This is a genomic window from Pseudomonas taiwanensis, assembly GCF_013393345.1.
Classification (GTDB): Bacteria; Pseudomonadota; Gammaproteobacteria; order Pseudomonadales; family Pseudomonadaceae; genus Metapseudomonas; species Metapseudomonas resinovorans_C.
The window spans coordinates 235,717-262,434 of record NZ_QJRF01000066.1 but is presented as its reverse complement, the minus strand read 5'-3'; the positions used below and the strand labels follow the sequence as shown (position 1 = coordinate 262,434).

General features: G+C 64.4%; 24 protein-coding genes. 8 read left to right on the top strand and 16 right to left on the bottom strand.

Going from position 1 to position 26,718, the window contains the following annotated elements; all coding sequences use genetic code 11:
- Positions 1–28 precede the first annotated feature (28 nt).
- The 3 genes from DM872_RS19015 to DM872_RS19005 form a co-directional block, all read right to left on the bottom strand.
- Positions 29–1,678 (bottom strand): cation acetate symporter, encoded by a 1,650-nt coding sequence (locus DM872_RS19015; RefSeq protein ID WP_179060938.1) that lies wholly within the window; start codon positions 1,676–1,678, stop codon positions 29–31.
- On the bottom strand, positions 1,675–2,004 hold the full coding sequence (locus DM872_RS19010; RefSeq protein WP_179060937.1) for a DUF485 domain-containing protein: 330 nt from the start codon (positions 2,002–2,004) through the stop codon (positions 1,675–1,677). The genes DM872_RS19015 and DM872_RS19010 overlap by 4 nt, the downstream gene beginning before the upstream one ends.
- 142 nt (positions 2,005–2,146) lie before the next feature.
- Positions 2,147–3,769: an acyl-CoA synthetase gene (locus DM872_RS19005; protein WP_179060936.1), complete on the bottom strand. Its 1,623-nt coding sequence runs from the start codon at positions 3,767–3,769 to the stop codon at positions 2,147–2,149.
- A 201-nt stretch (positions 3,770–3,970) separates the two neighbouring features.
- Here DM872_RS19005 and DM872_RS19000 point away from each other — a divergent pair, with 201 nt between their 5' ends.
- The 4 genes from DM872_RS19000 (at position 3,971) to DM872_RS18985 (ending at position 10,276) form a co-directional block, all read left to right on the top strand.
- A complete protein-coding gene (locus tag DM872_RS19000; RefSeq protein ID WP_179060935.1) occupies positions 3,971–6,223 on the top strand; it encodes a PAS domain-containing sensor histidine kinase in 2,253 nt (750 codons plus the stop codon).
- A 24-nt stretch (positions 6,224–6,247) separates the two neighbouring features.
- On the top strand, positions 6,248–6,883 hold the full coding sequence (locus DM872_RS18995; protein WP_179060934.1) for a response regulator transcription factor: 636 nt from the start codon (positions 6,248–6,250) through the stop codon (positions 6,881–6,883).
- Positions 6,884–7,488: 605 nt separating this feature from the next.
- Positions 7,489–8,853 carry a glutamine synthetase family protein gene (locus DM872_RS18990; protein WP_179060933.1) on the top strand — a complete coding sequence of 455 codons (1,365 nt, stop codon included), beginning with the start codon at positions 7,489–7,491 and terminating at the stop codon, positions 8,851–8,853.
- Positions 8,854–8,962: 109 nt separating this feature from the next.
- On the top strand, positions 8,963–10,276 hold the full coding sequence (locus tag DM872_RS18985) for an NAD(P)/FAD-dependent oxidoreductase (RefSeq protein WP_179060932.1): 1,314 nt from the start codon (positions 8,963–8,965) through the stop codon (positions 10,274–10,276).
- A 232-nt stretch (positions 10,277–10,508) separates the two neighbouring features.
- On the opposite strand, the gene DM872_RS18980 is transcribed toward DM872_RS18985, so the two are convergent.
- From DM872_RS18980 to metG, 8 genes are all read right to left on the bottom strand, one after another.
- Positions 10,509–10,688, bottom strand: coding sequence for a PA3496 family putative envelope integrity protein (locus DM872_RS18980; protein ID WP_179060931.1), 180 nt, complete (start codon positions 10,686–10,688; stop codon positions 10,509–10,511).
- A 108-nt stretch (positions 10,689–10,796) separates the two neighbouring features.
- Entirely contained in the window at positions 10,797–11,435 is a 639-nt protein-coding gene (nth, locus tag DM872_RS18975; protein ID WP_179060930.1) for an endonuclease III, read from the bottom strand.
- Positions 11,432–12,004: an Rnf-Nqr domain containing protein gene (locus DM872_RS18970; protein ID WP_179060929.1), complete on the bottom strand. Its 573-nt coding sequence runs from the start codon at positions 12,002–12,004 to the stop codon at positions 11,432–11,434. The genes nth and DM872_RS18970 overlap by 4 nt, the downstream gene beginning before the upstream one ends.
- Complete coding sequence (locus DM872_RS18965; RefSeq protein ID WP_179060928.1) at positions 12,001–12,609, bottom strand: RnfABCDGE type electron transport complex subunit G; 609 nt, start codon at positions 12,607–12,609, stop codon at positions 12,001–12,003. The genes DM872_RS18970 and DM872_RS18965 overlap by 4 nt, the downstream gene beginning before the upstream one ends.
- Entirely contained in the window at positions 12,606–13,613 is a 1,008-nt protein-coding gene (locus DM872_RS18960; RefSeq protein ID WP_179060927.1) for an RnfABCDGE type electron transport complex subunit D, read from the bottom strand. The genes DM872_RS18965 and DM872_RS18960 overlap by 4 nt, the downstream gene beginning before the upstream one ends.
- 99 nt (positions 13,614–13,712) lie before the next feature.
- Positions 13,713–15,083, bottom strand: a complete 1,371-nt coding sequence (gene rsxB / locus DM872_RS18955) for an electron transport complex subunit RsxB (RefSeq protein WP_179060926.1) — start codon at positions 15,081–15,083, stop codon at positions 13,713–13,715.
- Positions 15,080–15,634 (bottom strand): Rnf-Nqr domain containing protein, encoded by a 555-nt coding sequence (locus DM872_RS18950; protein WP_179060925.1) that lies wholly within the window; start codon positions 15,632–15,634, stop codon positions 15,080–15,082. Before DM872_RS18950 ends, rsxB begins: the two co-directional genes overlap by 4 nt.
- A gap of 263 nt (positions 15,635–15,897) precedes the next feature.
- Positions 15,898–17,931, bottom strand: a complete 2,034-nt coding sequence (gene metG, locus DM872_RS18945; protein WP_179060924.1) for a methionine--tRNA ligase — start codon at positions 17,929–17,931, stop codon at positions 15,898–15,900.
- A 144-nt stretch (positions 17,932–18,075) separates the two neighbouring features.
- On the opposite strand from metG, the gene apbC reads away from it, so the two are divergent.
- The 3 genes from apbC to DM872_RS18930 all read left to right on the top strand — a co-directional run bounded on the left by apbC (position 18,076) and on the right by DM872_RS18930 (position 20,167).
- The gene (gene apbC, locus DM872_RS18940; RefSeq protein WP_179060923.1) at positions 18,076–19,170 is read left to right on the top strand and encodes an iron-sulfur cluster carrier protein ApbC; all 1,095 of its coding nucleotides are present in this window, start codon (positions 18,076–18,078) and stop codon (positions 19,168–19,170) included.
- A gap of 92 nt (positions 19,171–19,262) precedes the next feature.
- Positions 19,263–19,829 carry a dCTP deaminase gene (gene dcd, locus DM872_RS18935; protein ID WP_179060922.1) on the top strand — a complete coding sequence of 189 codons (567 nt, stop codon included), beginning with the start codon at positions 19,263–19,265 and terminating at the stop codon, positions 19,827–19,829.
- 134 nt (positions 19,830–19,963) lie between these two features.
- On the top strand, positions 19,964–20,167 hold the full coding sequence (locus DM872_RS18930; protein ID WP_179060727.1) for a hypothetical protein: 204 nt from the start codon (positions 19,964–19,966) through the stop codon (positions 20,165–20,167).
- Between the two features lie 3 nt (positions 20,168–20,170).
- Here DM872_RS18930 and nadE read toward each other — a convergent pair whose 3' ends face one another.
- The 5 genes from nadE to DM872_RS18905 form a co-directional block, all read right to left on the bottom strand.
- Positions 20,171–20,998: an ammonia-dependent NAD(+) synthetase gene (gene nadE / locus DM872_RS18925; protein ID WP_179060921.1), complete on the bottom strand. Its 828-nt coding sequence runs from the start codon at positions 20,996–20,998 to the stop codon at positions 20,171–20,173.
- An 11-nt stretch (positions 20,999–21,009) separates the two neighbouring features.
- Positions 21,010–22,215: a nicotinate phosphoribosyltransferase gene (pncB, locus tag DM872_RS18920; protein ID WP_179060920.1), complete on the bottom strand. Its 1,206-nt coding sequence runs from the start codon at positions 22,213–22,215 to the stop codon at positions 21,010–21,012.
- A 302-nt stretch (positions 22,216–22,517) separates the two neighbouring features.
- Positions 22,518–25,061: a penicillin acylase family protein gene (locus DM872_RS18915; RefSeq protein WP_179060919.1), complete on the bottom strand. Its 2,544-nt coding sequence runs from the start codon at positions 25,059–25,061 to the stop codon at positions 22,518–22,520.
- Between the two features lie 179 nt (positions 25,062–25,240).
- On the bottom strand, positions 25,241–25,438 hold the full coding sequence (locus DM872_RS18910) for an SEC-C metal-binding domain-containing protein (RefSeq protein ID WP_120649789.1): 198 nt from the start codon (positions 25,436–25,438) through the stop codon (positions 25,241–25,243).
- Positions 25,439–25,445: 7 nt separating this feature from the next.
- Positions 25,446–25,946, bottom strand: a complete 501-nt coding sequence (locus DM872_RS18905) for an LEA type 2 family protein (RefSeq protein ID WP_179060918.1) — start codon at positions 25,944–25,946, stop codon at positions 25,446–25,448.
- Between the two features lie 114 nt (positions 25,947–26,060).
- On the opposite strand from DM872_RS18905, the gene DM872_RS18900 reads away from it, so the two are divergent.
- A complete protein-coding gene (locus tag DM872_RS18900) occupies positions 26,061–26,630 on the top strand; it encodes a hypothetical protein (protein WP_179060917.1) in 570 nt (189 codons plus the stop codon).
- The last annotated feature ends 88 nt before the right edge of the window (positions 26,631–26,718 follow it).

Below are 26,718 nucleotides of genomic sequence, written 5' to 3'. Positions count from 1 at the left end.
GCACGGCCCGCAGGCCGTGCCGGATGGATCAATGGTTGCTGGCGGCCGCGGCTCCCAGGCCGGTCTGAGCGCGGACGAATTGGTCGGCGTAGGCGGCCCGCTCGCGGCTTGCGCGGGCGCTGCGGTCCAGGCTGGAAACCAGCACGATCACCGCGAAGGCCAACGGCATGGAGAACAGCGCCGGGTGGTCATAGGGGAAGATTGCCTTGGCATGGCCGAGCACCGTCACCCACACCGCTGGCGAGAGGGTCACCAGCACCAGGGCCGACACCAGGCCGACGAACCCGCCGCAGAGGGCGCCACGGGTGGTCAGGCCCTTCCAGTACATGGCCATGATCAGCACCGGGAAGTTGGCCGACGCGGCGACGCCGAAGGTCAGGCCGACGAGGAAGGCGATGTTCATCTGCTCGAACAACAGACCCAGGCCGATGGCCACCAGGCCCAGGCAGACGGTGGCGATGCGGCTCACGCGCATTTCATCCTTCTCGCTGGCACGGCCCTTCTTCAGCACCGTGGCGTAAAGGTCGTGGGAGATGGCCGACGCCCCGGCCAGGGCCAGCCCGGCGACCACGGCGAGGATGGTGGCGAAGGCCACGGCGGAGAGGAAACCGAGGAACAGGTTGCCACCCACGGCCTGGGCCAGGTGCATGGCGACCATATTGCCGCCGCCCACCAGGGCGCCGCCCAGCTTGCCGTCGACGAAGTACTGCGGGTCGGTGCCGACGATGACGATGGCGGTGTAGCCAAGCACGCAGACCACCAGGAAGAAGAAGCCGATGAAGCCGGTGGCGAACAGCACCGAGCGGCGGGCTTCCTTGGCGTTGGGCACAGTGAAGAAGCGCATGAGGATGTGCGGCAGGCCGGCAATGCCAAACACCAGGCCGAGGGACAGCGAGACGGCATTGATCGGATCGGCCAGCATCGAGCCGGGGCCCATGATGCCATTGCCGATGGCATGGGTTTCCACCGCGCGGCCGGCCAGTTCCTCGAAGCTGAAGCCGAACTCGCTCATGGCCATCAGCATCAGGGTGGTGCCACCGGCCAACAGCAGGACGGCCTTGACGATCTGTACCCAGGTGGTGGCGATCATGCCGCCGAAGATCACGTAGACCAGCATCAGCACACCGACCACCACCACCGCCATCTGATAGTCCAGGCCGAACAGCAGCTTGATCAGCTGACCGGCGCCGACCATCTGCACGATCAGGTAGCAGCAGACCACGGTCAGCGAACCGAGGGCGGCGAAGCTGCGTACGCGGGTCTGGTCGAGGCGGTAGGAGACGATGTCGGCGAAGGTGTACTTGCCCAGGTTGCGCAGGCGCTCGGCCATCAGGAAGGTGATCACCGGCCAGCCGACGAAGAACCCGATGATGTAGACGAAGCCGTCGTAGCCCTTGGTGAATACCAGGCTGGTCAGGCCCAGCAAGGTGGCCGCGGACATGTAGTCACCGGCAATGGCCAGGCCGTTCTGGAAGCCCGAGATACCGCCGCCAGCGGTGTAGAAGTCGGCGGTGGAGCGGGTGCGGCGTGCGGCCCACCAGGTAATCGCCAGGGTGGCGAGGACGAAAACGAAGAACATGCCGATGGCATGCAGGTTGAGCGGTTGCTTCTGCGCGGTGATGGTGTCTGCGAAGGCGCTCAGAGGTGCCAGGGCGAAGAGGGCGAGGAGGGCTTTCATGCCTGGGCCTCCGCGAGGATTTCTGTGCTGAGGCTGTCGAAACGGGTATTGGCGCTGCGCACGTACCAGGCGGTCAGCAGCCAGGAAAGGACAATGATGGCGGCGCCCAGCGGGATGCCTCGACTGAGGTGGCTGCCCTCGTAGAGTGGCATGTGCAACCAGCCGGGGACGAAGGCCACCAGCATGATGAACAGGTAGTAGACGCCCAGCACCACGGCGCTGAGTGACCAGGCGAGCACCGCGCGTTGGCGTGCCAGACGTTGGAACTTGGGGTTTGACCGGATGCGGTCGCAGCTTTGGACGTGAGGTGTGTTGTGGGTACTCATGACGGGCTCCGCTTGTTGTTGTTGTCGATGCCTGTTGCCGGCCGCCGCAGCTTTTTCGGACATGCGACGGCCCTTGGTGGCAACCGCTGGCTGCCACCCTGTTCTTGAAGCGCTGCTGTGTCCGGCCGCTGCCGGAGGCGGGTTAGAGGTTCTTCGCCATATCCCGCAGGACGTACTTCTGGATCTTGCCGGTGGAGGTCTTCGGCAACTGGGTGAAGATCACCGTCCTAGGCACCTTGAAACCGGCCAGGTGTTCGCGGCAGAAAGCGATGATGTCGGCCTCACGCGTTTCCTGCTGGTCGGCCTTGAGGGTGATGAAGGCGCAGGGGGTTTCACCCCATTTTTCGTCCGGGCGCGCCACCACGGCCGCTTCCAGTACCGCTGGGTGGCGGTAGAGCACGCCTTCCAGTTCGATGGTGGAGATGTTCTCGCCACCGGAAATGATGATGTCCTTCAACCGGTCGCGGATTTCCACGTAGCCATCCGGGTGCCAGACCGCCAGGTCGCCGGTGTGGAACCAGCCGCCCTCGAAGGCTTCGCTGGTTGCACTGGGGTTCTTCAGGTAGCCCTTCATGACGGTGTTGCCGCGCATGAAGATCTCGCCGATGGTCTGGCCGTCCATGGGGGCGGGTTCGAGGGTCTTCGGATCAGCCACCATCACGCCTTCCAGGGTGGGGTAGCGCACGCCCTGGCGGGACTTGATGCGGGCGCGCTCTTCCAGCGGCAGCTCGTCCCATTCCTCGTGCCAGGCACAGACGGTCACCGGCCCGTAAACCTCGGTGAGGCCGTAGACGTGGGTCACGCGGATGCCCATTTCCTCTACGGCACCAATCACCTTGGCCGGCGGCGCGGCGCCGGCCACCATGGCGTTCACCGGGTGGTCGATGGCGGCCTTGGCCGATTCGGGCATGTTGACCAGGGCGTTGAGCACGATGGGCGCACCGCACAGGTGGCTGACCTGGTGTTCGCGAATCAGGTTGAGGATTTTCTGCGGGTCGACCCGGCGCAGGAAGACGTGCACGCCTGCCAGCGCGGTTACGGTCCAGGGGTAGCACCAGCCGTTGCAGTGGAACATCGGCAGCGTCCAGAGGTAGACCGGATGGTTGCCCATGTTCCAGGTCATCTGGTTGCCAAGGGCGTTCAGGTAGGCGCCACGGTGGTGGTAGACCACGCCCTTGGGATTTCCGGTGGTGCCAGAGGTGTAGTTCAGGGAGATGGCCTGCCATTCATCCTCGGGCCATTGCCAGGCGTAGTCCGGGTCGCCTTCTGCCAGTAGCGCTTCGTAGTCCAGCTCACTCACGGCCACGCCCTCGCCGTATTCCGGGTCCTCGACGTCTATCACCAGCGGTGGGTGGTCGAGCATCCCGATGGCGGCGTGGATCACCTCATGGAATTCGCGGTCGGTGATCAGCACCTTGGCTTCGCCGTGCTGCAGCATGAAGGCAATGGCTTCGGCGTCCAGGCGCACGTTCAGGGTGTTGAGCACCGCGCCGATCATCGGCACGCCAAAGTGCGCCTCGAGCATCTGCGGGATGTTCGGCAGCATCACCGCCACCGTGTCACCCTTGCCAATGCCACGGCCGGCCAGGGCCGACGCCAGACGCCGGCAGCGCGCATAGGTCTGCGCCCAGTTGCGGCGGATGGAGCCGTGGATCACGGCCGGGTAATGGGGGTAAACGGCGGCAGTACGCTCGATGAAGCTGAGGGGGGAGAGGGCGATATGGTTGACGGCAGCAGGGGCGAGGCCCTGATCGTAGATCGACATGCTGGATACCCGGCGGCTGATTATTAGCTCTTCTGCACCGGCACATCTGGAAGATGCCGGTAGCTCTCTGGGGTGATTTATATACCAATTTCAGAATTGTATGGAAGTACTTCTATAGTCATATAGTAGAAGTACTATATTGTTTCTGTTCCTTCTGCAGGCCGGTATATCCTTGCCCACCCCCCAGCCGCTGGACTCGCCATGACCCAGACCCCGGTTCGACTTCACACTTGGCTGCGCCTGCAACGCGAGGGCGTGCCCCTGGCGGCCCGCGCCGATGCCCTATGCAGGGCGCTGCGCGGTTGCGCTGAGGTGCGGCAGGCCTTCTATCTGAGCTGGCAATCCGGTGCGCGCATTTACAGCCATGAGGGCAGTTGCCAGCAGCTACCGCCGGGGCAAGGTGACCCGCTGCAGGCCAGCGACGAACGTCTGGTCGAGCGTCTGGCGGAGGATGGGCGGCTGTCGCTGCATCAACTCCGCCAGCTCGATTGCTGGCTGGCTGGGCGCCTGCGCCGGGCCGCGATCAGCCATGGCCAAGCGTTCGACCTGACGCTGGAGATCGGCCAGCGGGGGCTGCTGCTGGTGGAAGTGCACGAAGGCGTGGCGCTGGATTGGCTGGGCTGCGTGCACGAGTTACTCACCACTCTGCTCGGCAGCGTCAACGGCCTGTTGCGCGCTTCGCCGTTGCTTGGCCATGACCCGCAACCGAGCCTGCTGGTGGATGCCGGGGCCGCCCCACTGGAACTGAACGCCGCGCTGCTGGCGATGCTCGGGGAAATGCCCATGGCCGAGGTGCTGCGCTTTTTGCCGGTGAACCATGCCTCCCTGGTGCGTGCCTGCCTGGTCCAGGAGCGCGCCATCGAAGGGGTGGAGGCCCAGTGCGGCGAACGCATGCTGGTCTGGACCTATATTCCCGATCCGCGGGAGCAGCGGGTGTTGGCGCGCTGCCGCGAAGCGACCACGCAGATCCTCGCTGAGCGCGAGGCAGCACGGGCGCGTCGCCTCTACCGATTGATCACTGAGAACACCACCGACCTGATTTCCCGGCATACCCCCGAAGGCCGCTTCCTCGACGCCTCACCGGCCTCCTGGACCCTGCTCGGCTACTGGCCGGAAGAGCTGCGCGGACAGCTCGCCCAGTGCCTCTTTCATCCCCAGGAGCTGGCCCAACTGGTGCAGCGCGCCCGGGATGCGCTGGAGCAAGACGGTTACCACACCATGACTTACCGCATCCGCCATCGTGCAGGGCATTACCTCTGGTTCGAGACGGCCAGCCGCGCTATCCGCGAGACCTACACCGGGGCGGTGGTGGAGGTGGTCAGCGTGTCCCGTGACATCACCGCGCGGGTGCAGGCCGAGGAAAACCGGCGGCGTCTGGCCGAGGTGGTGGAGGCCAACACCGACCCTGTGCTGTTCGTCGACCCCGCTGGGCACATCACCTACCTCAACCCGGCCGCCCGCCGGGCTCTGGGCCTGGAGGCCCGACAGTCGATGCCGGCGCTGGCCGAGGTGATGCTGGCGGACGATCTTGCGCGCCTGCAGCGCGAGGGCTGGCGCACCGCCGAGCGCAAGGGGGTGTGGAGCATCGATTCGCGGCTGCTGCCACCGGACGGCGGCGCATCGGTGCCGGTGTCCATGGTGCTGCTGGCCCACAGTACGGCGGGAGGCGAACGCTACTACTCGCTGGTGGCCCACGACATGACCGAGCGCGAGTTGCGCGAAGCCCAGCAGCGTCGCCACCAGGATGAGCTGGCGCACACCGCGCGGCTGGTGACCCTGGGCGAGCTGGCCTCCGGCATCGCCCACGAGATCAACCAGCCCCTCGCCGCGGTAGTCAATTACGCCAGTGCCAGCCAGCGCTACCTGCAATCCCTGGGCAGCAACCCCAAGGCGGCGGAGCGAGTGGCCCAGGGGCTGGAGCGCATCACCGAACACGCCAACCATGCCTCGGAAGTGATCAAGCGGCTGCGGGCCTTCCTGCGCAAGGGGCAGCGCAAGATGCAGGCGCTGGACGTGGCCGAAGTGGTCCGCGAAGCGGTACGGCTGTGCGCCTGGGAGGCCAGCGCCTGCCAGGTGGCGATCGCCGAGCAATTACCGGACAATCTGCCGCCGGTTTACGCCGATCGGGTGCTGCTCGAACAGGTGCTGCTCAACCTGCTGCGCAACGCCATCGACGCCAACCGCGAGGCTCATCCGGGCCGGGAGTCGATCATCCGATTGGCAGCCTCGGCGCAGGACGGCCAACTGCTCATCGAGGTTCGCGATCAGGGGCCAGGGCTCGGCGAAGAGGAACTGGGGCGCATCTTCACCCCCTTCTACACCAGCAAGCCGGACGGCCTGGGCCTGGGGCTGTCGATGAGTCGCAGCATTATCGAAGGATTCGGTGGCGCACTGGACGGGATGCCGAACGGGGAGGGCGGGCTGCTCATGCGTTGCCGCCTGCCACTGCAATAACAAGAAGGCAACAGGAGCGATTTGATGTCCAACAGTGGAGAACAGGTGGTCTATGTGGTGGACGACGACCAGGGCATGCTCGATTCCACGGTCTGGCTCCTGGAGTCGGTAGGCCTCAAGGCGCTGCCCTTCACCAGCGGCCGTGCCTTCCTCGACGCCTGCGACGCCAGTCTCGACGCCTGTGTATTGCTCGACGTACGCATGCCCGGAATGGGTGGCCTCAATGTTCAGGAGGAAATGCGCAGCCGCGGCCTGGACCTGCCGGTGATCTTCGTCAGTGGACACGCCGATGTGCCGATCGTGGTGCGCGCCTTCAAGGCGGGCGCCCATGATTTCATCGAGAAGCCCTACAACGAGCAGCTCCTGCTGGATAGCGTGCAGCAGGCATTGTCCCGCGTCGACCACCAGCGCACGGCTTCGGGCGGCCAGGGCCAGTTGCAGGAGTGTCTCGACAGCCTGACTCCGCGTGAGCGCGATGTGCTGCTACCGCTGGTACAGGGCTACACCAACCGCGAGATTGCCGAGCAGTTGGACATCAGCGTGAAGACCATCGACCTCTATCGGGCCCGCGTGATGAAGCGCATGCAGGCCGAACGCCTGCCTGACCTGGTGGGCATGGCCATCGCGGCAGGCCTGGTTGACCCTCTGAAACTGCGTTAGGCCTGGTTGTATGCCGGGCTAGGCAGCGGACGCCCTGCGGTCCAAGAGCCTTGTAGGAGCTAGCTTGCTAGCGAAACGGGGCCATTCGCTGGCAAGCCAGCTCCTACGGGCAATGCAGCTACTTGCAACACTTAATGAAGACGCAGCCATTTCAAGCACGGATGACCTCACTCCCGCGGCCAGGTTTAATGTTTATCCGTTGCTTAACTAAAGATAGGAAAACCTGAATTTTATTCACCCATCCCGCCGTGCGAGCCTCCATCGCATTCCAATAACACGGCTTTTCCCATGGGTTGTTCCACCGCGCACCAATCGTTGCTGGCCGCCTTGCCCCTAGGGCTGGTTCGCGCCGCGCGCCGTGCGCCGGGAGTCGCCCCGACGGTCCTGTTCTCCCGCAAGTGGGCCAGCCACCTTCTGATTTCCCTGCCGCTCGAACTCGCTTTCTGGGCGCTCTGGCATTGCCGTCACGCTCGTCCGCCGGATAGCGCTCTCGTCTGATCGGGCCGCCGCCGCAGCGGCCACCTCACCCCCAGAAAGAGAAATTCGATCCTTGCCCGAAGCGGCGAGGGTCAGATTGCGTGCCCACGGGCACTAAAGAGAGCGACATGACATTTGCCAGCGTGCAGGAAGCCCAGGATTTCCTCGAACAGAATCCGGACATCGACGCATTCGAACTCTTCATCCTCGACGCCAATGGCGTGCCTCGCGGCAAGCTGTTGCATCGCGACGAGCTCCTGGCCGTTTACGAAAGCGGCCGACCCTTACCCAGCACCATCCTCGGCCTGACCATGCACGGAGAGGATGTGGAAAACTCCGGCCTGGTGTGGGATGTGGGCGATATCGACTGCCGCGCCTATCCCCTGGCCGGCAGCCTGGTGCGCATGCCCTGGCGCAAGATGCCCACCGCCGCCGTACAGGTCAGCATGCACCCGCAAGAGGGGATGCCTGCCGCCATCGCCGACCCGCGTCATGTACTGGTGGAAGTGATCGATCGTCTCAAGGCCGATGGTTTCTACCCGGTAATGGCCTGCGAGCTGGAGTTCTACCTGCTCGACCAGAAGCGCGACGCCGATGGCCGCCCGCAGCCGGCGCTGGATGCCGATGGCCATCGTCCGCGTGGCACCCAGGTCTACGGGCTGCGTGAGCTGGAGCAGATCGAGCCGTTCCTTGCCGATCTCTATGCAGCCTGCAAGGCCCAGGGCATTCCGGCGCGTACCGCGATCTCCGAATACGCGCCCGGCCAGGTGGAAATCACCCTCGAACACGGCGATGCGCTGCAAGCCATGGATCAGGCCGTGCGTTACAAACGCCTGGTGAAGGGCGTCGCCCACGCCCACGGCATGCAGGCCTGCTTCATGGCCAAACCCTTCGCCGAGATCGCCGGCACCGGCATGCACATGCATGTGAGCCTGGCTGACGCCGAAGGCCGCAACCTCTACGCCAGCGAAGATCCGGCCGGCACGCCGCTGCTGCGTCAGTCCGTGGGAGGCATGCTCAAGAGCCTGCTGGATTCGCTGCTGCTGTTCTGCCCGAACGCCAACTCCTATCGCCGTTTCCAGGCCAACAGCTATGCACCGCTGGCACCGACCTGGGGTGTGGATAACCGCACCGTGAGCCTTCGCGTTCCGGGTGGCCCGGCCAACAGCCGGCACATCGAGCACCGCATCTGCGGCGCCGACGCGAACCCTTACCTGGCGGCGGCGGCCATCCTGGCCGGCATCCATCGTGGTATCCGCGAGGACATCGATCCGGGTAATCCCATCGAAGGCAACGGCTATGCCCAGGCGACGGAGTTGCTGCCGACCGACTGGCTGACGTCGCTGTGCGCCCTGGAGCAATCCAGTTGGGCCCGCGACGCGTTCGGCACCGCCTTCCTGGGCGTCTACCAGGCGGTGAAGCGCGCCGAGTACCGCCAGTTCATGTCCGAAGTCGGCGCGCAGGATTGGCGCTGGTACCTGAACCAGGCTTGAACCCGAATCTCAATGTTGAATCGAGGCTGCTCTTGTAGGGGCGAATTCATTCGCCAAGCAGGCCGAAGGTCTGCCCTGACGGCCTTGTGAATTTTCGAAGGACTCCACCATGACCGCTGCAATCAAACATCCGCTGCCCGCCGCCGAGCGCGCGCCCTCCTATTACTCCGCGACCCTCAACGAGGAGACCGCCTATCCCACCCTCGACGGTGAGGTGAATGTCGACGTCGCCATTATTGGTGGCGGCTTCACCGGTGTGGCGACGGCGGTCGAGATGGCGGAGCGCGGCTACAAGGTGGCCCTGGTGGAGACCCACAAGATTGGCTGGGGCGCCACCGGCCGCAACGGCGGCCAGGTGACGGGCAGCCTCTCGGGCGATGCGGCCATGCGCAAGCAGATGAGCCGGTTCCTGGGCAAGGATGTGGACGACTTCATCTGGTACCTGCGCTGGCGCGGCCACGAAATCATCAAGAGCCGGGTGGCGAAGTACGGCATCCAGTGCGACCTCAAGCACGGCCATCTACATGCGGCGATGAAGGCCTCGCACATGGACGAGTTGAAGGCTTCCTATGAGGAAGCGGTACGCCGTGGCATGGCAGACGATGTGACCCTGCTGGATACGGCCGGCGTGCGCGAGCACCTGGACTCCGACCTCTACGTCGGCGCCATCAAGAACACCCGCAACATGCACCTGCACCCGCTGAACCTGTGCATCGGCGAAGCCAAGGCCGCCGCCAGCCTGGGCGCGCTGATCTTCGAGCATTCGGAGGTGCAGGACATCATCCACGGCGATCGCCCGGCGGTGGTCACCAGCCGCGGCCGGATCAACGCCCAGCAGATCCTGCTGGCCGGCGATGTCTACCACAAGCTGGAGCGCAAGAAGCTCAAGGGCATGATCTTCCCGGCCATGGGCGGCATCGTCACCACCAAGCCCCTGGGCGACCTGGCCAAGCAGATCAACCCACAGGACCTGGCCGTCTACGACTGCCGCTTCGTGCTCGACTACTACCGCATGACGGGTGATGGCCGCCTGCTGTTCGGCGGTGGCGCCAACTACTCCGGGCGGGATTCCCGCGATATTGCCGCGGAACTGCGTCCCTGCATCGAGCGCACGTTCCCGAAACTCAAGGGCGTCGAGATCGACTTCAAGTGGAGCTGCGCCATGGGCATCGTGATGAACCGCATTCCGCAGCTGGGCAAGCTGTCGAAGAACGTCTGGTACTGCCAGGGCTACTCCGGGCACGGCGTGGCGACCACCCACATCATGGGCGAGGTCATGGCCAATGCCATGAGCGGCAGCCTGGAGAAGTTCGACACCTTCGCCCAGTGCCAGCACATTCGCGTGCCGCTCAGCGAGCGCCTCGGCAACCATATGCTGGCGGTGGGCATGTGGTACTACCAGATGATGGAAAAGCTGCGCTGATCGAATTGTTGTGCGTCTTTCAGCCGGCCTCGTGCCGGCTTCTTTTTTTTTGCCCGTAGGAGCTGGCTTGCCAGCGAATGGAGTCGCTTCGCCAGCAAGCTGGCTCCTACAGGAGTTTATCGATCCATGTCGCTGTAGGAGCTGGCTTGCCAGCGAATGGCCAGCTCCTACAACCGCTAACGCAGACAACAAAAAGCCCCGCATTTGCGGGGCTTTTCAGGCAAGGCGCCAGCTACAGGTCGAAGTCGTAGTCGGAGAGCTGTTTCTGCAGGCGGCGTTCTTCGAGGTAGTTGTCGATGATGCGGCGCTTGGTCAGGTTGGTCTTCGCGGTCTCGGCCGGGGCATCCGAATCGTCGGCTTCCTCGGAGACGAATTCCTCTTCGAGTTCGATTTCTTCTTTGGCAGTGGTCATAAGGTTCACTCCACAATGCGGGGCGCTATTGGCGCACCTTATAACCACAAAGCCAGAGCCGGTAAAAAAGATTTTTTCAATCAGATACCTGAGCGATTTAATAGGACATCAATCGTCAGAAGTCTTCGCCTTGTATTCGCACAGATCTTCGATGCGGCACGCGCCGCAGCGCGGTTTGCGGGCCACACAGACATAGCGGCCATGCAGGATCAGCCAATGGTGGGCGTCCAGCAGGAATTCTTTTGGTACGAACTTCAGCAGCTTTTTTTCCACTTCCAGCACGTTCTTGCCGGGGGCGATGCCGGTGCGATTGCTGACCCTGAAGATGTGCGTGTCCACGGCCATGGCGGGCTGGCGGAAGGCGGTATTGAGCACGACGTTGGCCGTTTTGCGACCGACGCCGGGCAGGGCCTCGAGGTCCTCGCGATTGTCCGGCACCTGGCTGCCATGCTTCTCGATGAGCAGGCGACAGGTCTCGATGACGTTCTTCGCCTTGCTGTTGTACAGGCCGATGGTCTTGATGTACTCCGACAGGCCATCTACGCCCAGCGCATGGATGGCTTCCGGGGTATTGGCCACCGGGTACAGCTTGGCTGTGGCTTTGTTCACGCCGACGTCGGTCGCCTGCGCGGAAAGGATGACCGCGATCAGGAGCTCGAACGGCGTGTTGTAGGCCAACTCGGTGGTGGGATTGGGGTCATCGTCGTGGAGACGACGGAAGATCTCGTAGCGTTTTGCGGCATTCATTGGGAATCAGCGGTCCGGTTGGTCAAGTGGCGCAGCAATGCCAATAGCGTACCCAGCAGGATAAAGGCTCCGGGCGCGAGGGCGAACAGCGGAATGCCATCGGCACCGAACTGCAGGCGCCAGCCGAGCGCGACAGGCCCCAGCAGCCAGTCGAAGTGGGTGAACAGGCTGGCATGTCCAAGGGCTTCCCGCAGGGCACCCAGCAATAGGGCGAGCAACGTGAAGACAAGCCCGGCGTACAGGCCATCGACGGCGTCTGTGGACGCCATTGCGGCCAATTGCAGGCAGGGCACCACCAGCAGGTAGAGGTAAGGGCCGAGGGCGCGATGCAACTCGAAGGCGCCCGCCTGCAGCAACAGGCTGGCCAGGCTCGCCAGCAGGGCGGCCAGCAGCAACGCGCCGAGCCAGTAGCCGGCGTCTTGCAGATGGCGGCGCAGGATTGGCAGGACCAGGGCGAATACCACCAGTACAGGCAAGCCGGCGAGGGCTATTCCCACGCCCTTGATCAGCAGGTCCGTGGCACCCAACAGCAGGGCCAGCCCTATCAGGTCGAAATGCCGGACGCTCATGGCGATGGGCTCCTGAGCAGTATTTGGCGATGGCCATCGAAGTATTGCAGCGCGTGCTGGATGGCACTGACCACGGCGCGGGAGGTGATCGTGGCGCCGGCGATCTGGTCGAATTCGCCCTTGTCGGCCTTCACTCGCCATTCCGCTTCGGGATGGCCGGCCAGGGAGGCGTCGGTGAAGATGTTCAGCCAGGCGCTGCGAGCGGGTTCGATGCGGTCGCCGATCCCCGCGGTTTCCCGGTGGCCGAGAACTTTAGTGGCCAGCAGGCGGCCGTCCGGGCGTATGGCCAGCAGCAGATGGATCGGGCCTTCGTAGCCCTTGGCCGTGGCCGGTAGCAGGACGGCGACCGGCGTACCTTCGCGGGTGGCCAGCCAGGCCCGGGTTGGCGCCGGATCACCCAGCAGTTCGCTGGCGGGCAGTGCAATGGGGTGGGCCAGGGGATGATTGTCGTAGCTGCCCGGCGGGAGCAGGTCGAGCAGGGCGCGCTCATCGGCCGCCTGGCGCTCGGCGTCGATGCGGCTGTCGAGCAATTGACTGGTGGCGATCAGCACGGCCAGGCCAAGCCCGGCCAATGTCGCCAGCCATGCCAGGCTGCGCCCGTTCATGGCTGCGTCTCCTGGCCACGTGCGGCCAGGCGGTCGAGGGTCGGCACTACCAGGTTCATCAGCAGGATGGCGAAGGCCATGCCGTCCGCATACCCACCCCAGGTGCGAATCACATACACCAGCACGCCTGTACCGACGCCGAACAGCAGGCGCGCGCGATCACTCCCGGCGCCGGACACCGGTTCGGTGGCGATGAAGAAGGCGCCGAGCATGGTGGCGCCGCTGAACAGATGGAACAGGGGAGAACCATTGGAATCCGAACCGGAGCCGTTCCAGCACAGGAGGCTGACCACGAAGAGACCCGCAAGCAGGCCCACTGGCGCGTGCCAGCGAATCACCTTTCGTTGCAGCAGGAACAGGCCGCCCAGCAGGAACGCCAGATTGATCCATTCCGCACCACGGCCACCAAAGCTGCCAAAGGCGTGATGGCTGGCGAAGAGTTCGTCGATGGTCAGGCGGTTGTTGTGCTTGAGACTGTCCAGCGCGGTGGCCTGGCTCCAGCCATCCACCAGCCCGCCGCCGAAACCCAGCACCTGCTGCAGGGATTCACCCAGGCCGGGGTGCTGGCCGGGCGTTGGCCACTGGTTGAGCTGAGCCGGGAAGGCCACCAGCACCAGGGCATAGCCGAGCATGGCCGGGTTGAACGGATTCTGGCCAAAGCCGCCGAACAGCGCCTTGCCGAACAGCAGGGCAAATGCGCAAGCGCAGGCGGTCAGCCACCAGGGTGAGTAGGGCGGCAGGGCCAGCGCGAGCAGCACGGCACTGACCAGGGCACTGCCTTCACCCAGCAAGGGTTGGTTGAGGAGTGACGACTCCGGTAGGGCGGGCTGCTGGCGCAGGCGGCGCACCAGGGCCTCGCAGGCGATGGCGACCGGCAGGGCCACCAGCAATTGCAACACGCTACCCCAGCCGTATTGCCAGAACAGCGCGAGAAGGCCCGGCAGGCAGGCGACCAACACCAGCTGCATGCTGGGGCGCGGGTCGAAGGCCGGGCGCGTGGTCATGGCCGGACTCGCAGGAAATCGTCGGCGCGAGCTGGCTCGTGAAGAATGCGGTGCAGCGTCCGTTCGCGAGCAAGCTCGCTCCTACAGACGATGCACTGCTCAGCGCTGCTCATTGAGGTTTCGCTCAGCCCGGGCCAGGCGCTCGCGAGCCTGGGCCAGCGCTGCCGGGTCGGCGTCAGTCTGGCGCTCCAGCTTGCTGACGTCGGCGCGGGCGTAGGCCAGTTCGGTTTTCAGCGCGCGCACGGCCGGGTCCACGGGGCGCTTGTCGATGCGCTGGAGGTCTGGCGGCTGCTTGCCGGAGGCGTCCTCGGCGGCGTGCAGTCCGGCTTCGGCATCGGCCAGTGCCTGGCGCAACGGAGCCAGTTCCGCTTCGTCGGCGCCGCGCTGTTCGGCGTCCTTGAGCTCGGCGCGACGGCTGACGAGGGTGATCTTGGCCTGTTTGAGGCGCGCTTCACCTTCCGTGGCCACTGGCGAGGCCGGGGCGCCATGAGCAGCGTCCAGGCGTTGCTGGGCCTGTTCCACGGCGGCACGCAGCTCGGCCAATTGGACCTGCTGATCCTCGGTGGGGGAATCACCGAAGGCCTTCTCGGCCCGCGCCAACTGGGTGCGGCTCATGGCGGCGGCGATCTTCGCCTGCTTGAGGGTGGCCTCGTCTGCTTGTGGCGCAGCGGCGTCCAGGGCTGCCTTGAGTGCGGCCTGGGCCTTCTCGTTGGCGGCACGCAGTTCGACGACCAATGCCTGCAGGTCGGACGTGCCGTAAACCTCCAGCTTGTCTTCGGCCTTTTTCAGCGCCACCTGAGCCATGGCGGCCTCGATCTTCAGGCGCTTCTGCTGGTCGCTGAGGCTCGGGATGGCAGCCTTCTGCGCCTTTACCCGCTCGATGGCGGCCTGCACAGCGTCCAACGGCGCCGCAGTCGTGTTCTGCTGGGCTTGCGCGGCGCGGGCGGCACGGGCTTCGCGTTCGGCACGGCGGCGGGCGTCGTCACGGGCGAGACGGGCATTGCGGAATTCGAAACGTTGGCGGAACTGGTCAGCGTGCTGGCGCTGGGCGCTGGCAGCCGGTTCGGCCAGGGGCAGGATGTCGATGCAGTCCACTGGACAGGGCGCCACGCAGAGCTCGCAGCCGGTGCATTCGTCGGTGATGACGGTGTGCATCTGCTTGGCGGCGCCGACGATGGCGTCAACCGGGCAGGCCTGGATGCACTTGGTGCAGCCGATGCATTCCGCCTCGCGGATGAACGCGATCTGCGGCGGCACCGGGCCGTTGGGCGCATCCAGCGGCAGCGGCTGGACCTTCAGCAGGTCGGCCAGGGCGATGATGGTGGTGGTGCCGCCGGGCGGGCACTTGTTGATCGCTTCGCCTTGGGCGATGCCTTCGGCGTAGGGCTTGCAGCCGGGGTGACCACACTTGCCACACTGCGTTTGCGGCAGGAGGGCATCGATGCTCTGGATCAGGTTGGCCTGGCTCATTGCGCCCCCATGCCATTGAAGCCGAGGAAGGCCAGACCCATCAGGCCGGCGCACACCAGCAGCATCGGCGTGCCGCGGAACGCGACCGGCACCTTGGTTTCATCCACTTGCTGCAGCAGATCGTCCAGCAGGGTCAGCACCAGCCAGAAGCCAAGGCCGCCGCCGAGGCCCAGGCCAATCGCCGCGCCGAAACCGCTCGCGCTGCCGATCAGCATGGCGCCAAGCGCCGCACCGTTCGCCAGGAGCAGGGGCCAGAGGCCTTCGCGGGGCAGGTTTGGTCGCACACGGCCGACGCCTTCGAGGCAGAGCCAGGTGAGCGGGGCGAGCAAGGGCAGGAAGATGAACAGACGCAGCGCACCCAGCCCCTGCGGCGCCAGTACGAACTGGTCGAGCAGCCAGGCGAGCGGGGTGGCCAGGGTGATCAGCGCGCCACCCGCCAGGGCCAGCGCCTGACTGCGCGGCTGGCGCAGGCTGTCGGCGCCCAGGGGCAAGCCGAGGATGAGGTTGTTGACCAGGGCCGCGCCGAGCAGGGCGAAGATGAAGTCGGTCATAGGGACGGAGCGTCGCCAGGCTGGAAAAAGGGCCGCGTATTATCCGGAATGCAGCCGGAGTGGTACAGGGGGCAGCCGCGATGGCCGGCGCCCTGATACAAGGCTAGCTCAGGTCCATGTGGAGTCGGTTAGCGGGTTGAAGCTGGCCATGGGTATCGCTTCGCTCCAGCGGAGCGCCGCCCGCCACATCCTACGTTCTCCGGTGCGAGTGTTCCTGAACAAAAATGCCCGCATGTGCGGGCATTTTGCTGGAGCTTGCGGTGTTACTTCACGCGCTGACCGGGCTTGGCGCCGCTGTCGGGGCTGAGCAGGTAGATTTCCTCGCCACCGGGACCGGCGGCCAGGACCATGCCTTCGGAGACGCCGAACTTCATCTTGCGCGCCGCCAGGTTGGCGACGTACAGGGTGAGGCGGCCTTCCAGCTTGCTCGGGTCCGGGTAGGCGCTCTTGATGCCGGAGAAGACGTTGCGCTTGGCGTCGCCGATGTCCAGGGTCAGGCGCAGCAGCTTGTCTGCGCCTTCGACGAACTCGGCCTTCTCGATCAGCGCGATGCGCAGGTCGACGGCGGCGAAGGTGTCGAAGGCGATTTCCGCCGCCAGCGGGTCCTTCGTCAGTTCGCCGTTGCCCTTGGGCGCCGACGCGGCGGCCAGGTCTTCCTTGGAAGCGGCGACCATGGCTTCGATCTTCGCCGGCTCGATGCGGGTCATCAGCGGGTTGAACGGGTTCAACTGGTGGTCGGCCAGCAGCACCTTGTGGTCGTCCCAGCTCAGCGGAGCGACATTGAGGAACTGCTCGGCGGCAACGGCCAGTTGCGGCAGCACGGGCTTCAGGAAGATGACCAACTGACGGAACAGGTTCACACCCGCGGCGCAGACTGCCTGTACCTCGGCCTGCTTGCCTTCCTGCTTGGCCAGGGCCCAGGGCGCCTTGTCGGCGATCCAGGCGTTGGCACGGTCGGCGAGCGCCATGATTTCGCGCATGGCGCGGGCGAAGTCACGGTTTTCATAGGCTTCGGTAATGCTCGGCGCGGCGGCGGCGAACTCGGTGAACAGCTCTGGCGCGGCGTTCTCGGCCACCAGCTTGCCGGCATTGCCCTTGTGGATGAAACCGGCGCAACGGCTGGCGATGTTGACCACCTTGCCCACCAGGTCGGAGTTCACCTTCTGCACGAAGTCCTCGAGGTTCAGGTCGAGGTCGTCGACGCTGCGGCTCAGCTTGGACGCGTAGTAGTAGCGCAGGTATTCCGGCTGCAGGTGGTCCAGGTAGGTGCGCGCCTTGATGAAGGTGCCGCGGGACTTGGACATCTTCTGGCCGTTCACGGTCAGGTAGCCGTGCACGTTCAGCGCGGTGGGCTTGCGGTAACCGGCGCCTTCGAGCATGGCGGGCCAGAACAGGGCGTGGAAGTTGACGATGTCCTTGCCGATGAAGTGATACAGCTCGGCGTTGGAGTCCTTGTTCCAGAAAGCGTCGAAGTCCAGTTCCGGACGGCGCGCGCAGAGGTTCTGGAAGCTGGCCATGTAGCCGATCGGGGCGTCCAGCCAGACGTAGAAGTATTTGCCAGGGGCGTCCGGGATCTCGAAACCGAAGTAGGGCGCATCACGGCTGATGTCCCACTCCTGCAGGCCGGCGTCCAGCCATTCGGCGATCTTGTTGGCCACCGAGTCCTGCAGGGCGCCGCTGCGGGTCCACTCCTTCAGCATGGCGTCGAAGTCCGGCAGCTTGAAGAAGTAGTGCAGGGATTCCTTGAGTACCGGAGTGGCGCCGGAAATGGCGGACTTCGGGTTCTTCAGCTCGGTGGGCGAGTAGGTCGCGCCGCACACTTCGCAGTTGTCGCCGTACTGGTCGTCGGCCGCGCATTTCGGGCAGGTGCCCTTGATGAAACGGTCGGCCAGGAACATCTGCTTGTCCGGGTCGAAGTACTGGGTCACCGGGCGGGTGGCGATGTGGCCGGCGTCGCGCAGCTTGGTGTAGATGCTGCTGGACAGGACGCGGTTCTCTTCCGAATGGGTGGAGTGGTAGTTGTCGAAGTCCACCAGGAAGTCGGCGAAGTCGGTGGTGTGCTCGGCGCGCACGTTGTCGATCAACTGCTCGGAAGTGATGCCTTCCTTTTCGGCGCGCAGCATGATGGCCGAGCCGTGGGCGTCGTCGGCGCAGACGTAGACAGCCTGGTTGCCACGCATCTTCTGGAAGCGCACCCAGATATCGGTCTGGATGTACTCAACCATATGCCCGAGGTGGATGGACCCGTTGGCATAGGGAAGGGCGCTTGTCACAAGGATCTTGCGGGGCTCGCTCATGGTGCTCGGCTACCGGATATGGAACAAAAGGGAAGTCGGCAACTATATAGGCCCGGCGCGATTTTTTCACCCGTGGACGACCCAGCGGTGAGGTGGTCGGGTACGATAGCCGCCTGATTTGCTCGGTCTTTCCGGAGTCATGCGATGAGTAGCCTTTCCCGCGCCCAGGTCGAAGCCACCCTGCGCCAGTTCACCGATCCCCACCTCGATCAGGACCCGGTCAGTGCCGGCTGCCTGCGCGAAGTCGATATCCAGGGCGGCAACGTCCGCGTGCGCCTGGAGCTCGGCTATGCCGCCGGCCTGTTCAAGGCTGGCTGGGCGCAGATGCTGAAAATGGCCCTGGAAAACCTGGGCGGCGTGGACCGCGCCGAGGTTCAGGTGGATTGCGTCATCGAGGCGCACAAGGCCCAGGAACAGGTGCCCGCGCTGGCCAATGTGAAGAACATCATTGCCGTGGCCTCCGGCAAGGGCGGTGTGGGCAAGTCCACCACCGCGGCCAACCTGGCCCTGGCGCTGGCCCGTGAAGGTGCGCGGGTGGGCATTCTCGACGCCGATATCTATGGTCCCAGCCAGGGCATCATGTTCGGCATTCCCGAAGGCACCCGGCCGAAGGTGCGGGACCAGAAGTTCTTCATTCCGTTGGAAGCCCATGGCGTGCAGGTGATGTCCATGGCATTCCTGACCGACGACAACACCCCGGTGGTGTGGCGCGGTCCGATGGTCTCCGGTGCGCTGATCCAACTGATCACCCAGACCGCCTGGGAAGACCTGGACTACCTGGTGGTGGACATGCCGCCGGGCACCGGTGACATCCAGCTGACCCTGGCGCAGAAAGTACCGGTGGCCGGCGCGGTGATCGTCACCACTCCGCAGGACCTGGCCCTGCTGGACGCCAGGAAGGGCGTGGAGATGTTCCGCAAGGTGAACATCCCCGTGCTGGGCGTGGTGGAGAACATGGCTGTGCACATCTGCTCCAACTGCGGTCACGCCGAGCACCTGTTCGGCGAGGGCGGCGGCGAGAAGCTGGCGGCCCAGTACGGCGTGGATCTGCTGGCCTCGTTGCCGCTTTCCATGGCCATCCGCATGCAGTCCGATGGCGGCAAGCCCACCACCATCGCTGACCCGGAAAGCCAGATCGCGATGATCTACCAGCAGGCGGCCCGCTGCGTCGGCGCGCGTATTGCGCTGTCCGACCAGGCCGCGACCGCCATGCCGAACATCACCATCAGCGACGACTGACGCTCCGGCCATCCGGCGGGGCCTTTGCCGAGGCTTCCGCCGGACTGTAAGATTCGCGGTCAAATTTTCAGCCCCCTCACAGGACGCCCGCCATGACCATCAAATCGGATAAGTGGATTCGCCGCATGGCGCTGGAGCACGGCATGATCGAGCCGTTCGTCGAGCGCCAGGTGCGTGGTGCGGACGATAGCCGGGTGATTTCCTACGGCGTTTCCAGCTACGGCTACGACGTGCGCTGCGCCGCCGAATTCAAGGTGTTCACCAACATCCATTCCGCCGTGGTGGACCCGAAGAACTTCGACGAGAAGAGCTTCGTCGATATCAACAGCGACGTCTGCATCATCCCGCCGAACTCCTTCGCGCTGGCCCGCACAGTGGAATACTTCCGCATTCCCCGCGACGTGCTGACCATCTGCCTCGGTAAGAGCACCTATGCCCGTTGCGGCATCATCGTCAACGTGACCCCGCTGGAGCCTGAGTGGGAAGGCCACGTGACCCTGGAGTTTTCCAACACCACCAACCTGCCGGCGAAGATCTATGCCCACGAAGGTGTGGCGCAAATGCTGTTCCTGCAGTCGGACGAGGCTTGTGAGGTTTCCTACAAGGATCGCGGCGGCAAGTATCAGGGCCAGCGTGGTGTGACCCTGCCAAAGGCCTGAGGCCTGCCAGCAATGAAAGAACCGGGCTCGAAGCCCGGTTTTTTTGTGCCCGGCGTCCGCAGGTCGGAAAGCTTGAATGCCCAGCGCTGGGAGGGGCTCTATGCAGGGAACTCCCTTCCACTGAGGAATACGGGATGCAAATCGACAAACTCATAGAGGCACTGTCGCCGGAATCCAGCTTCCTGCTGGGGACCGTTCTGCACGAGCTGCTGGCCGGACGCGACCCCTTGCATGAGGAGGGGCCGGGCGATCCGGATCAACCCGGCGAACCGAGCCAACCCCATGAGCCGGGGGAGCCCACCATTCCGGATGAGCCGCCACCGGCACCGGTGGTCTGAGGATCAGGGCACCAGCGGCAGGACGCGCTTGTGCTGGCTGTTGTCGTAGGTGCGGACGATGATGGCGTAGGCTTCGGGGCTGACCGGCTGGCCATGCAGGAAGGCGTCGATCTCGACGTAGGTCACCCCGTGGGCTTCTTCGTCGGGCTTGCCGGGGCGCAGTTCTTCCAGGTCGGCGGTGGGCACCTTGTGGACGGCGCTTTCCGGCGCGCCCAGGTAGCGGGCGATGCTGCGCACCTGGTGCTTCACCAGGCCGGAGAGCGGGGCGAGGTCGCAGGCGCCGTCGCCGAATTTGGTGAAGAAGCCCATGACCGCTTCGGCGGCGTGGTCGGTGCCGATCACCAGGCCGTTGTTGGCGTTGGCGATGGCGAACTGGGCAACCATGCGGATGCGCGCCTTGATGTTGCCGGTGACGAAGTCGCGGCGGGCGTCGGCGAGGTGGTTCAGGTGGGTGACCTGCTCGGAGAGGCCGATCACGCTGTCGGCGATATTCACGGTTTCTTCTTCGTCGGCGCGGATGAAGTTCATCGCCACCTGGGCGTCCGCTTCGTCGTGCTGGACGTTGTAGGGCAGGCGCACGGCGATGAAGCGGTAGCCATTATCACCGGTCTCGGCGCGTAGCTCTTCGACGCTGAGCTGGGCCAGGCGGCCGGCAGTGGTGGAGTCGACGCCGCCACTGATACCCAGCACCAGGACCTTGAGGCCGGACTTGCGCAGGCAATCCTTGATGAAAGCCTTGCGGCGTTCGACTTCGGCCACCAGCGCTGCTTCATCGGCGAAGGGCGGGACAACATCCAGGGCTTTGGCGATTTCTTGCTGGCGGTTGCTCATGTGCGGAGTCCTTACTGGGCGTCGGTGACGCGGAAAACGTGTTTCAGGTAGGCGACGAAGTTCTCGTCGCGGCATTGGGTCTTGCCCGGCTCATCGGAAATCTTCGCCACCGGCTGGCCGTTGCAGGCGGTCATCTTGATCACGATGTTCATGGGTTCGACGCCGGGGATATCGCAGGTCAGGTTGGTGCCAATGCCGAAGCTGACCTGGATGCGCCCGCGCAGGGCGCGGTAGAGCGCGAGTGCGCGGGGCATGTCGAGGCCGTCGGAGAATACGAGGGTCTTGGTCTGCGGGTCTATGCCCAGCTTCTCGTAATGCGTGATGGCCCTTTCCGCCCATTGCAGCGGGTCGCCGGAGTCGTGCCGCAGGCCGTCGAAGAGCTTGGCGAAGTACAGGTCGAAGTCGTTGAGGAAAGCCTGCATGTTGATGCAATCGGTCAGGGCGATCCCCAGCAGGCCACGGTACTCGCGGACCCAGCAGTCGAGGGCGGCGATCTGGCTGTCGATCAGGCGCGGGCCGAGCTGCTGGTGAGCCATCAGCCATTCGTGCGCCATGGTGCCGATGGGCTTGATGTCGTATTCGCGGGCCAGGTGCACGTTGCTGGTGCCGACGAAACGGCCGGGGAAGTCGCGTTTGAGGATGTGCACGACTTCTTCCTGGACACGGTAGGAGAAGCGTCTGCGGGTTCCGAAATCAGCCAGTTGGAAGCCGGCCAGTTCGTCGTCGCTGGCATTGGCGCTGAGCCAGTCGAGCTTGCGGTAGAGCCGCTCACGCGCCTGTACCAGCTTGACGTCGCGGTAGCGGTAGCGGTTGCGGACTTCGCTGATGATCGCCAGCAAGGGGATCTCGAAGAGGATCACATGCAGCCAGGGGCCACGCAGGCGCACGCAGAGCTGGCCGTTGTCGATGCCCAGTTGCAGATAGCGCAGGTTGAAGCGGAACAGGCTGAGGAAACGGATGAAGTCCTGCTTGATGAAGGGGATGCGCTCGAGGAAGTTCAACTGGTCGGGCGTGATCGAGATGTCCGCCAGCTGTTCGATCTGGAAGCGGATTTCCGCGAGGTAGGGCGTCAGGTCTTCATCGTTGCGGCAGCGCAACTCCCACTCGACTTCTGCGTTGGGGTAGTTGTGCAGCACCGCCTGCATCATCGTCAGCTTGTAGAAGTCGGTATCCAGCAGGTTCTGGATGATGCGGCCGGAAAAGGCGCTGTCGGGCATGTCGGTTCTCGGGGCTCCGGGCAAACCGTGGAAAGGGCGCAGGATGCGGCACGGGCGGGTGATACGCAAGGTTGCGGGAATGCTTGTTGTGGGGGCGAATTCATTCGCTGACCGGACCGCGGGGCCGGCTTGCGGATGCTGTGCATCCCCTTTGCGAATGAATTCGCCCCCACAGTAAAGGCTGTTCCCTGCCGGCGATCAGGCAAAAGAAAAGGCGCCCGGGGGCGCCTTGAAATGTGATCTATGGAGTAAGTCCACCAGATCAGAGCGGTGGGGCGGTGGGAAGTTCCACCGCCGGCCAATCATTTTTGCGGGGTCAGCATCAGGCGTTTGGTGCCGTAGATGGCATCGAGGTTCTGCGGCTGGAAGGGGAATTTCACGTAGCGCGCCTTCAGCCAGGCATCGATGCCGTCGGCGTAATGCGGGCTCGCCGGGTTGCCGGACTGGCCGGAGCTGTTCACGCCGATCATGGGCTCGGGCTGGCCGAAGTCGACGACGATGCGCATGGCTGGGATCAGCCAGGTATCGAAGCCTTCGCCCCAGTGATAGGCCGAGACGTTGAGGGTGGTGTGATCGCCGCCGGCTGGGTAGGGGCCGCGATCCAGGTAACCCTTCAGGGCGTTGAGGCCGCTGCGTTGGGTCGCACTCATGTAGGGCGCGAGCTGGGTGCTCTCGGTAACCCATTCATAGGTATGCAACTTGCCCCATTGCCAGGACTTGCGATCCGCTCCCAGGCGGCTTTCGGCGTAGCTGACGGCGGCGGCCAGGCTGCGCGCGAGGATGGCCGGCTTGTCTTCCTTCTGCGGGGTGTTCACGTCGTCCCAGAACGGGCTGTCGACGCGGCCCAGCAGATGGTCGGCCTGGGCCGAGTAGGACAGGTCGGCGGTCTGCACCAGGGCGCGCCACGCCGGGTTGGTCTCCGGGCCCAGTTCGTCGAGGAAGATCTGCCGGGCGCTTTCGTGAAGGAAGGCGCCGTAGTAGGCGGCGTCGGCGGATGTCGGGCTGAGACGGCCGTCGAAGGCCAGCAGGCGGTCGAAACCTTCCTGGGCCTTGGCCCGGTCGGCGGGCGGCAGGGCATTGATCGCCTGCTTGAGCGGCTGGGTCATGCCGGGGTCTTGCAGCATGGCCTTGAGTTTGACCGGGAAGGGGCTGGTCTGGTCGTACTGCATGGCGATCATGCTCTGCCAGTCGTGCTTGCCACTGCCGCCGGCCAGTTCGGCGATGCGTTCGGCGCGTTCCGGGTAGTACCAGGAGTTGGACAACTGCACCCCATAGCCGCCCTGGACGGTACGGTGGTTGGCGGTGCCGAGCCAGCCCTGCGCCGGGTCCTGGTCGTACGGATGGAGCATCGGGTCGGCATAGCCGTCCCAGTCATAGCGACCGTCCCAGCCGGGCGATGGCAGCAGGCCGCGGCCTTCGCGGCGATTCGGGTAGCGGCCGGTGACCTGCCAGGCGATGTGCTTGTCGTCGGCATAGAGGATGTTCAGGCCCATGGCGCGGATGGAGCGGGTGGCCTCGTGAGCCTGCTCCACCGATTGCGCGCGGGACAGGGCGAAGAAGGCGTCCAGTGACTGGTCGGCCTCGAGCTGGCTGGTCTGCAGGGCGATGCCGTAGCCGCTCTTGATTTCCAGTGGCTGCATCGGGTGTTTACGCTGGCCCAGCACCGAGTTCAGCAGCGGGCCGTGGCGGGTCTCGTAGATCACCTCGCGTACCGGGCGCTCGCCCTTCACGAAGAAGGTTTCCATGCGCTCGCTGGCAGGTACCCACTTGCCGTTGGCCTGGTAGTAGAGGCGGCTGCCTTCGCGCTTGATCTTCTCCAGGAACAGGTCCTGGTTGTCGCCCATGACCATGGTCATGCCCCAGGCCAGCTTGCCGTTGTAACCAGCGACTATGGCCGGCACGCCGGCGACGGAGACACCAGCGGCCTGGAATTTCGGCGAGCGGATCTGTACGAAGTTCCACACCGAAGGCATCGAAATGGGGAGGTGGGTGTCGTTGGCCAGGATGCTGCGGCCGGTGCGGCTCTTCTGTGGCGCGATGGCCCAGTTGTTGGATGCGGCGACACCGAGCATGTTGAGCGAGGCGATCTGACTCGCGGTATCTTCCAGTGCGCTTAGGCCCGGAATCTGGCCACCCAGTTGCAGGCCTTTGAGCTTCTCCGCTTCTTCGAAGGGCAAGGGTTCATCTGGATAGATGGGCGTGAGCCACGCCAGCTTGTCGGCACCGACCTTCTGCGCCAGGACCAGGGAGGCGATCTCTTCCTGCAGGTTCACGGCCAGGCCGAAGTTCAGCAGGGTGAACACCAGCACCGAGTCTTCGGGCTTCCAGTAGGCAGGTTTGTAGCCGGACTCGGCCAGGTCCATCGGCAGCTTGTCGCGGTAGCGATAGAGGTAGGCGTTGACCCCACGGGCGTAGACCGCGAAGAACTCCTTCAGGCGCGGCGAGGCGTTCTTGTAGAGGATGTCGGCGCTCTTGCGCAGGTTCACTGCGCGCATGAAGCGGTCGATTTCCAGCACGCCGGGGCCGGCCATTTCGGCGAGTCGGCCTTCGGCCATCAGGCGCAGCCCGACCATCTGGCTGAGGCGGTCGGACGCGTGCACATAGCCGAGGGTGAAGAGGGCGTCGTGGAAGGTCGTGGTTTCGATCAGCGGCATGCCCAGCGGGTTGCGGCGGATCGACACGCTCTGCGCAAGGCCTTTCACCGGCTGGAAACCAGAGGTGGGTGGCAGGCTGTCCGAGTAGCGGCTATCCAGCCAGGACTGGCAGCCGCTGAGGGCGATCATGGCGCCAGCAGCGGCGGCAACGCAGAACCGGGGAAGGAAGCGCTTGAAGGCTGGCGAAGCCATGGAACGGGCTCTCCTGAGAGGGGGCATCGGATCAAACGCGCTACGTTAGTGAGCCGCCCCGCGCCGTGCAAGCACCGCCCGGATTACTTTTTTGCGGTCGTCGGCTCGGTCCGAAGAGATGGACGGTGACCGGAAACGAAAAGGCCCGCACTAGGCGGGCCTTGATGAGTGCTGCGGCATCAGGCGCCATGGCACTTCTTGAATTTCTTCTGGCTGCCGCAGGGGCAGGGATCGTTGCGGCCCACTTCCTTCAGCGGGTTGCGCACCGGCTCCTGGTGGCCGTGATTGCAGTGCGGGCCGTGGACATGGCCGTGGTGGTGATCGTGGTCATGGTCGTGGTTGCAGTTCGGACCGTGGACGTGGGGTTCTTGACTCATGAAAGTACTACTCCGGGATGTAACTGCCGGGGATTATCTCGCCATTGCGGCTCAGGTGCACGCTCTTGCCGAACATCAACCCGGTCTTGACCTCGCCCTGCAAGCGGTACTTGATCGGCTCGTCGGGTTTTTCCAGCAGCTTCACGATGTACTTCATGTGGCGCCACAGGTTGGTGCGAACCGGGACTTCGAAGGTCTGGCTGCCATGGGCGGGCACGGTGAACCAGGTGCTGGATTCGCCGGATGCCAGTTTCACTTCGTTGAGGTGAACGGTGTAGATCAGTCCGCGCACGGGCAGGCTGACATCGTTGGGGTTGTCTATGCGAAAACGCAGCACGAACTGTTGTTCCAGCAGCTTGGCGCGTACCACGTCCACCTTGATCAGGCGCACGTCGGGGTCCTGGAAGCTGCCGCTGATCCAGGTAGAGCATCCACTGAGGCCCGAAAATGGGAGGGCGAAGAAAAACAGTAGGCTGAGAATTCTTATCGTTTGCGCCTGGTAAAACATTGCAATACTCCAAGTGACGCTCCAGTGTAACAAGCAACTGCTCGGCCGCAACCAGTTGTGGGGGTAAAAAAAGCTGCGCCATACTGCTAGGTAATTTGGACAGGAGTGTTACCAATGGGGCGTTATGAGATCGCCTTCTCCGGGAAGCTGGTACCGGGGGCGCAACTGGAATTGGTGCAGGCCAATCTGGCCAAGCTGTTCCAGGCTGACGCCCAACGCGTTGCCATGCTTTTCTCCGGGCGGCGCGTGATTCTCAAGAACAACCTGGACGAAGCCTCTGCGGAGAAGTATCGCTCGACCCTGGAACGCGCCGGTGCGCTGGTCGAAGTGATATCCATGGAGCCGGAAATAGAAGAGGTGGAGCTGGCGCCGCCGCCAGAGCCCGAACCCCAGGTCCAGCCCGCGCCCGTGCTGAGTCCGGTGCAGGCTGCATCGACCGGTCGCTTGAAGGTGGTACCACGGGATGAGTACATGGCGGCTTTTGTCGGCGTGGATGCGCCGGACTTCGGCATTGCACCGGTTGGCGCCGACCTGCAGGATGCCAAGCCTCAGGCGTCGGCACCGCGTTTCGACTTTTCCAGTTTCAGCCTGGCGCCTGTAGGTAGCGACATGGGGCAGCAGAAGAAGTCCCCGTCAGGGCCGCCGCCTGACACCTCCCATCTGCGACTCGAAGAGCACAAATAGATAGAAGAAAGGCCCGCGATTGCGGTAATGCTGTTCACATAAGAACGCCGCTAATCCCTTACCGGGTGAGCGGCGTTCTTGGTTTCTG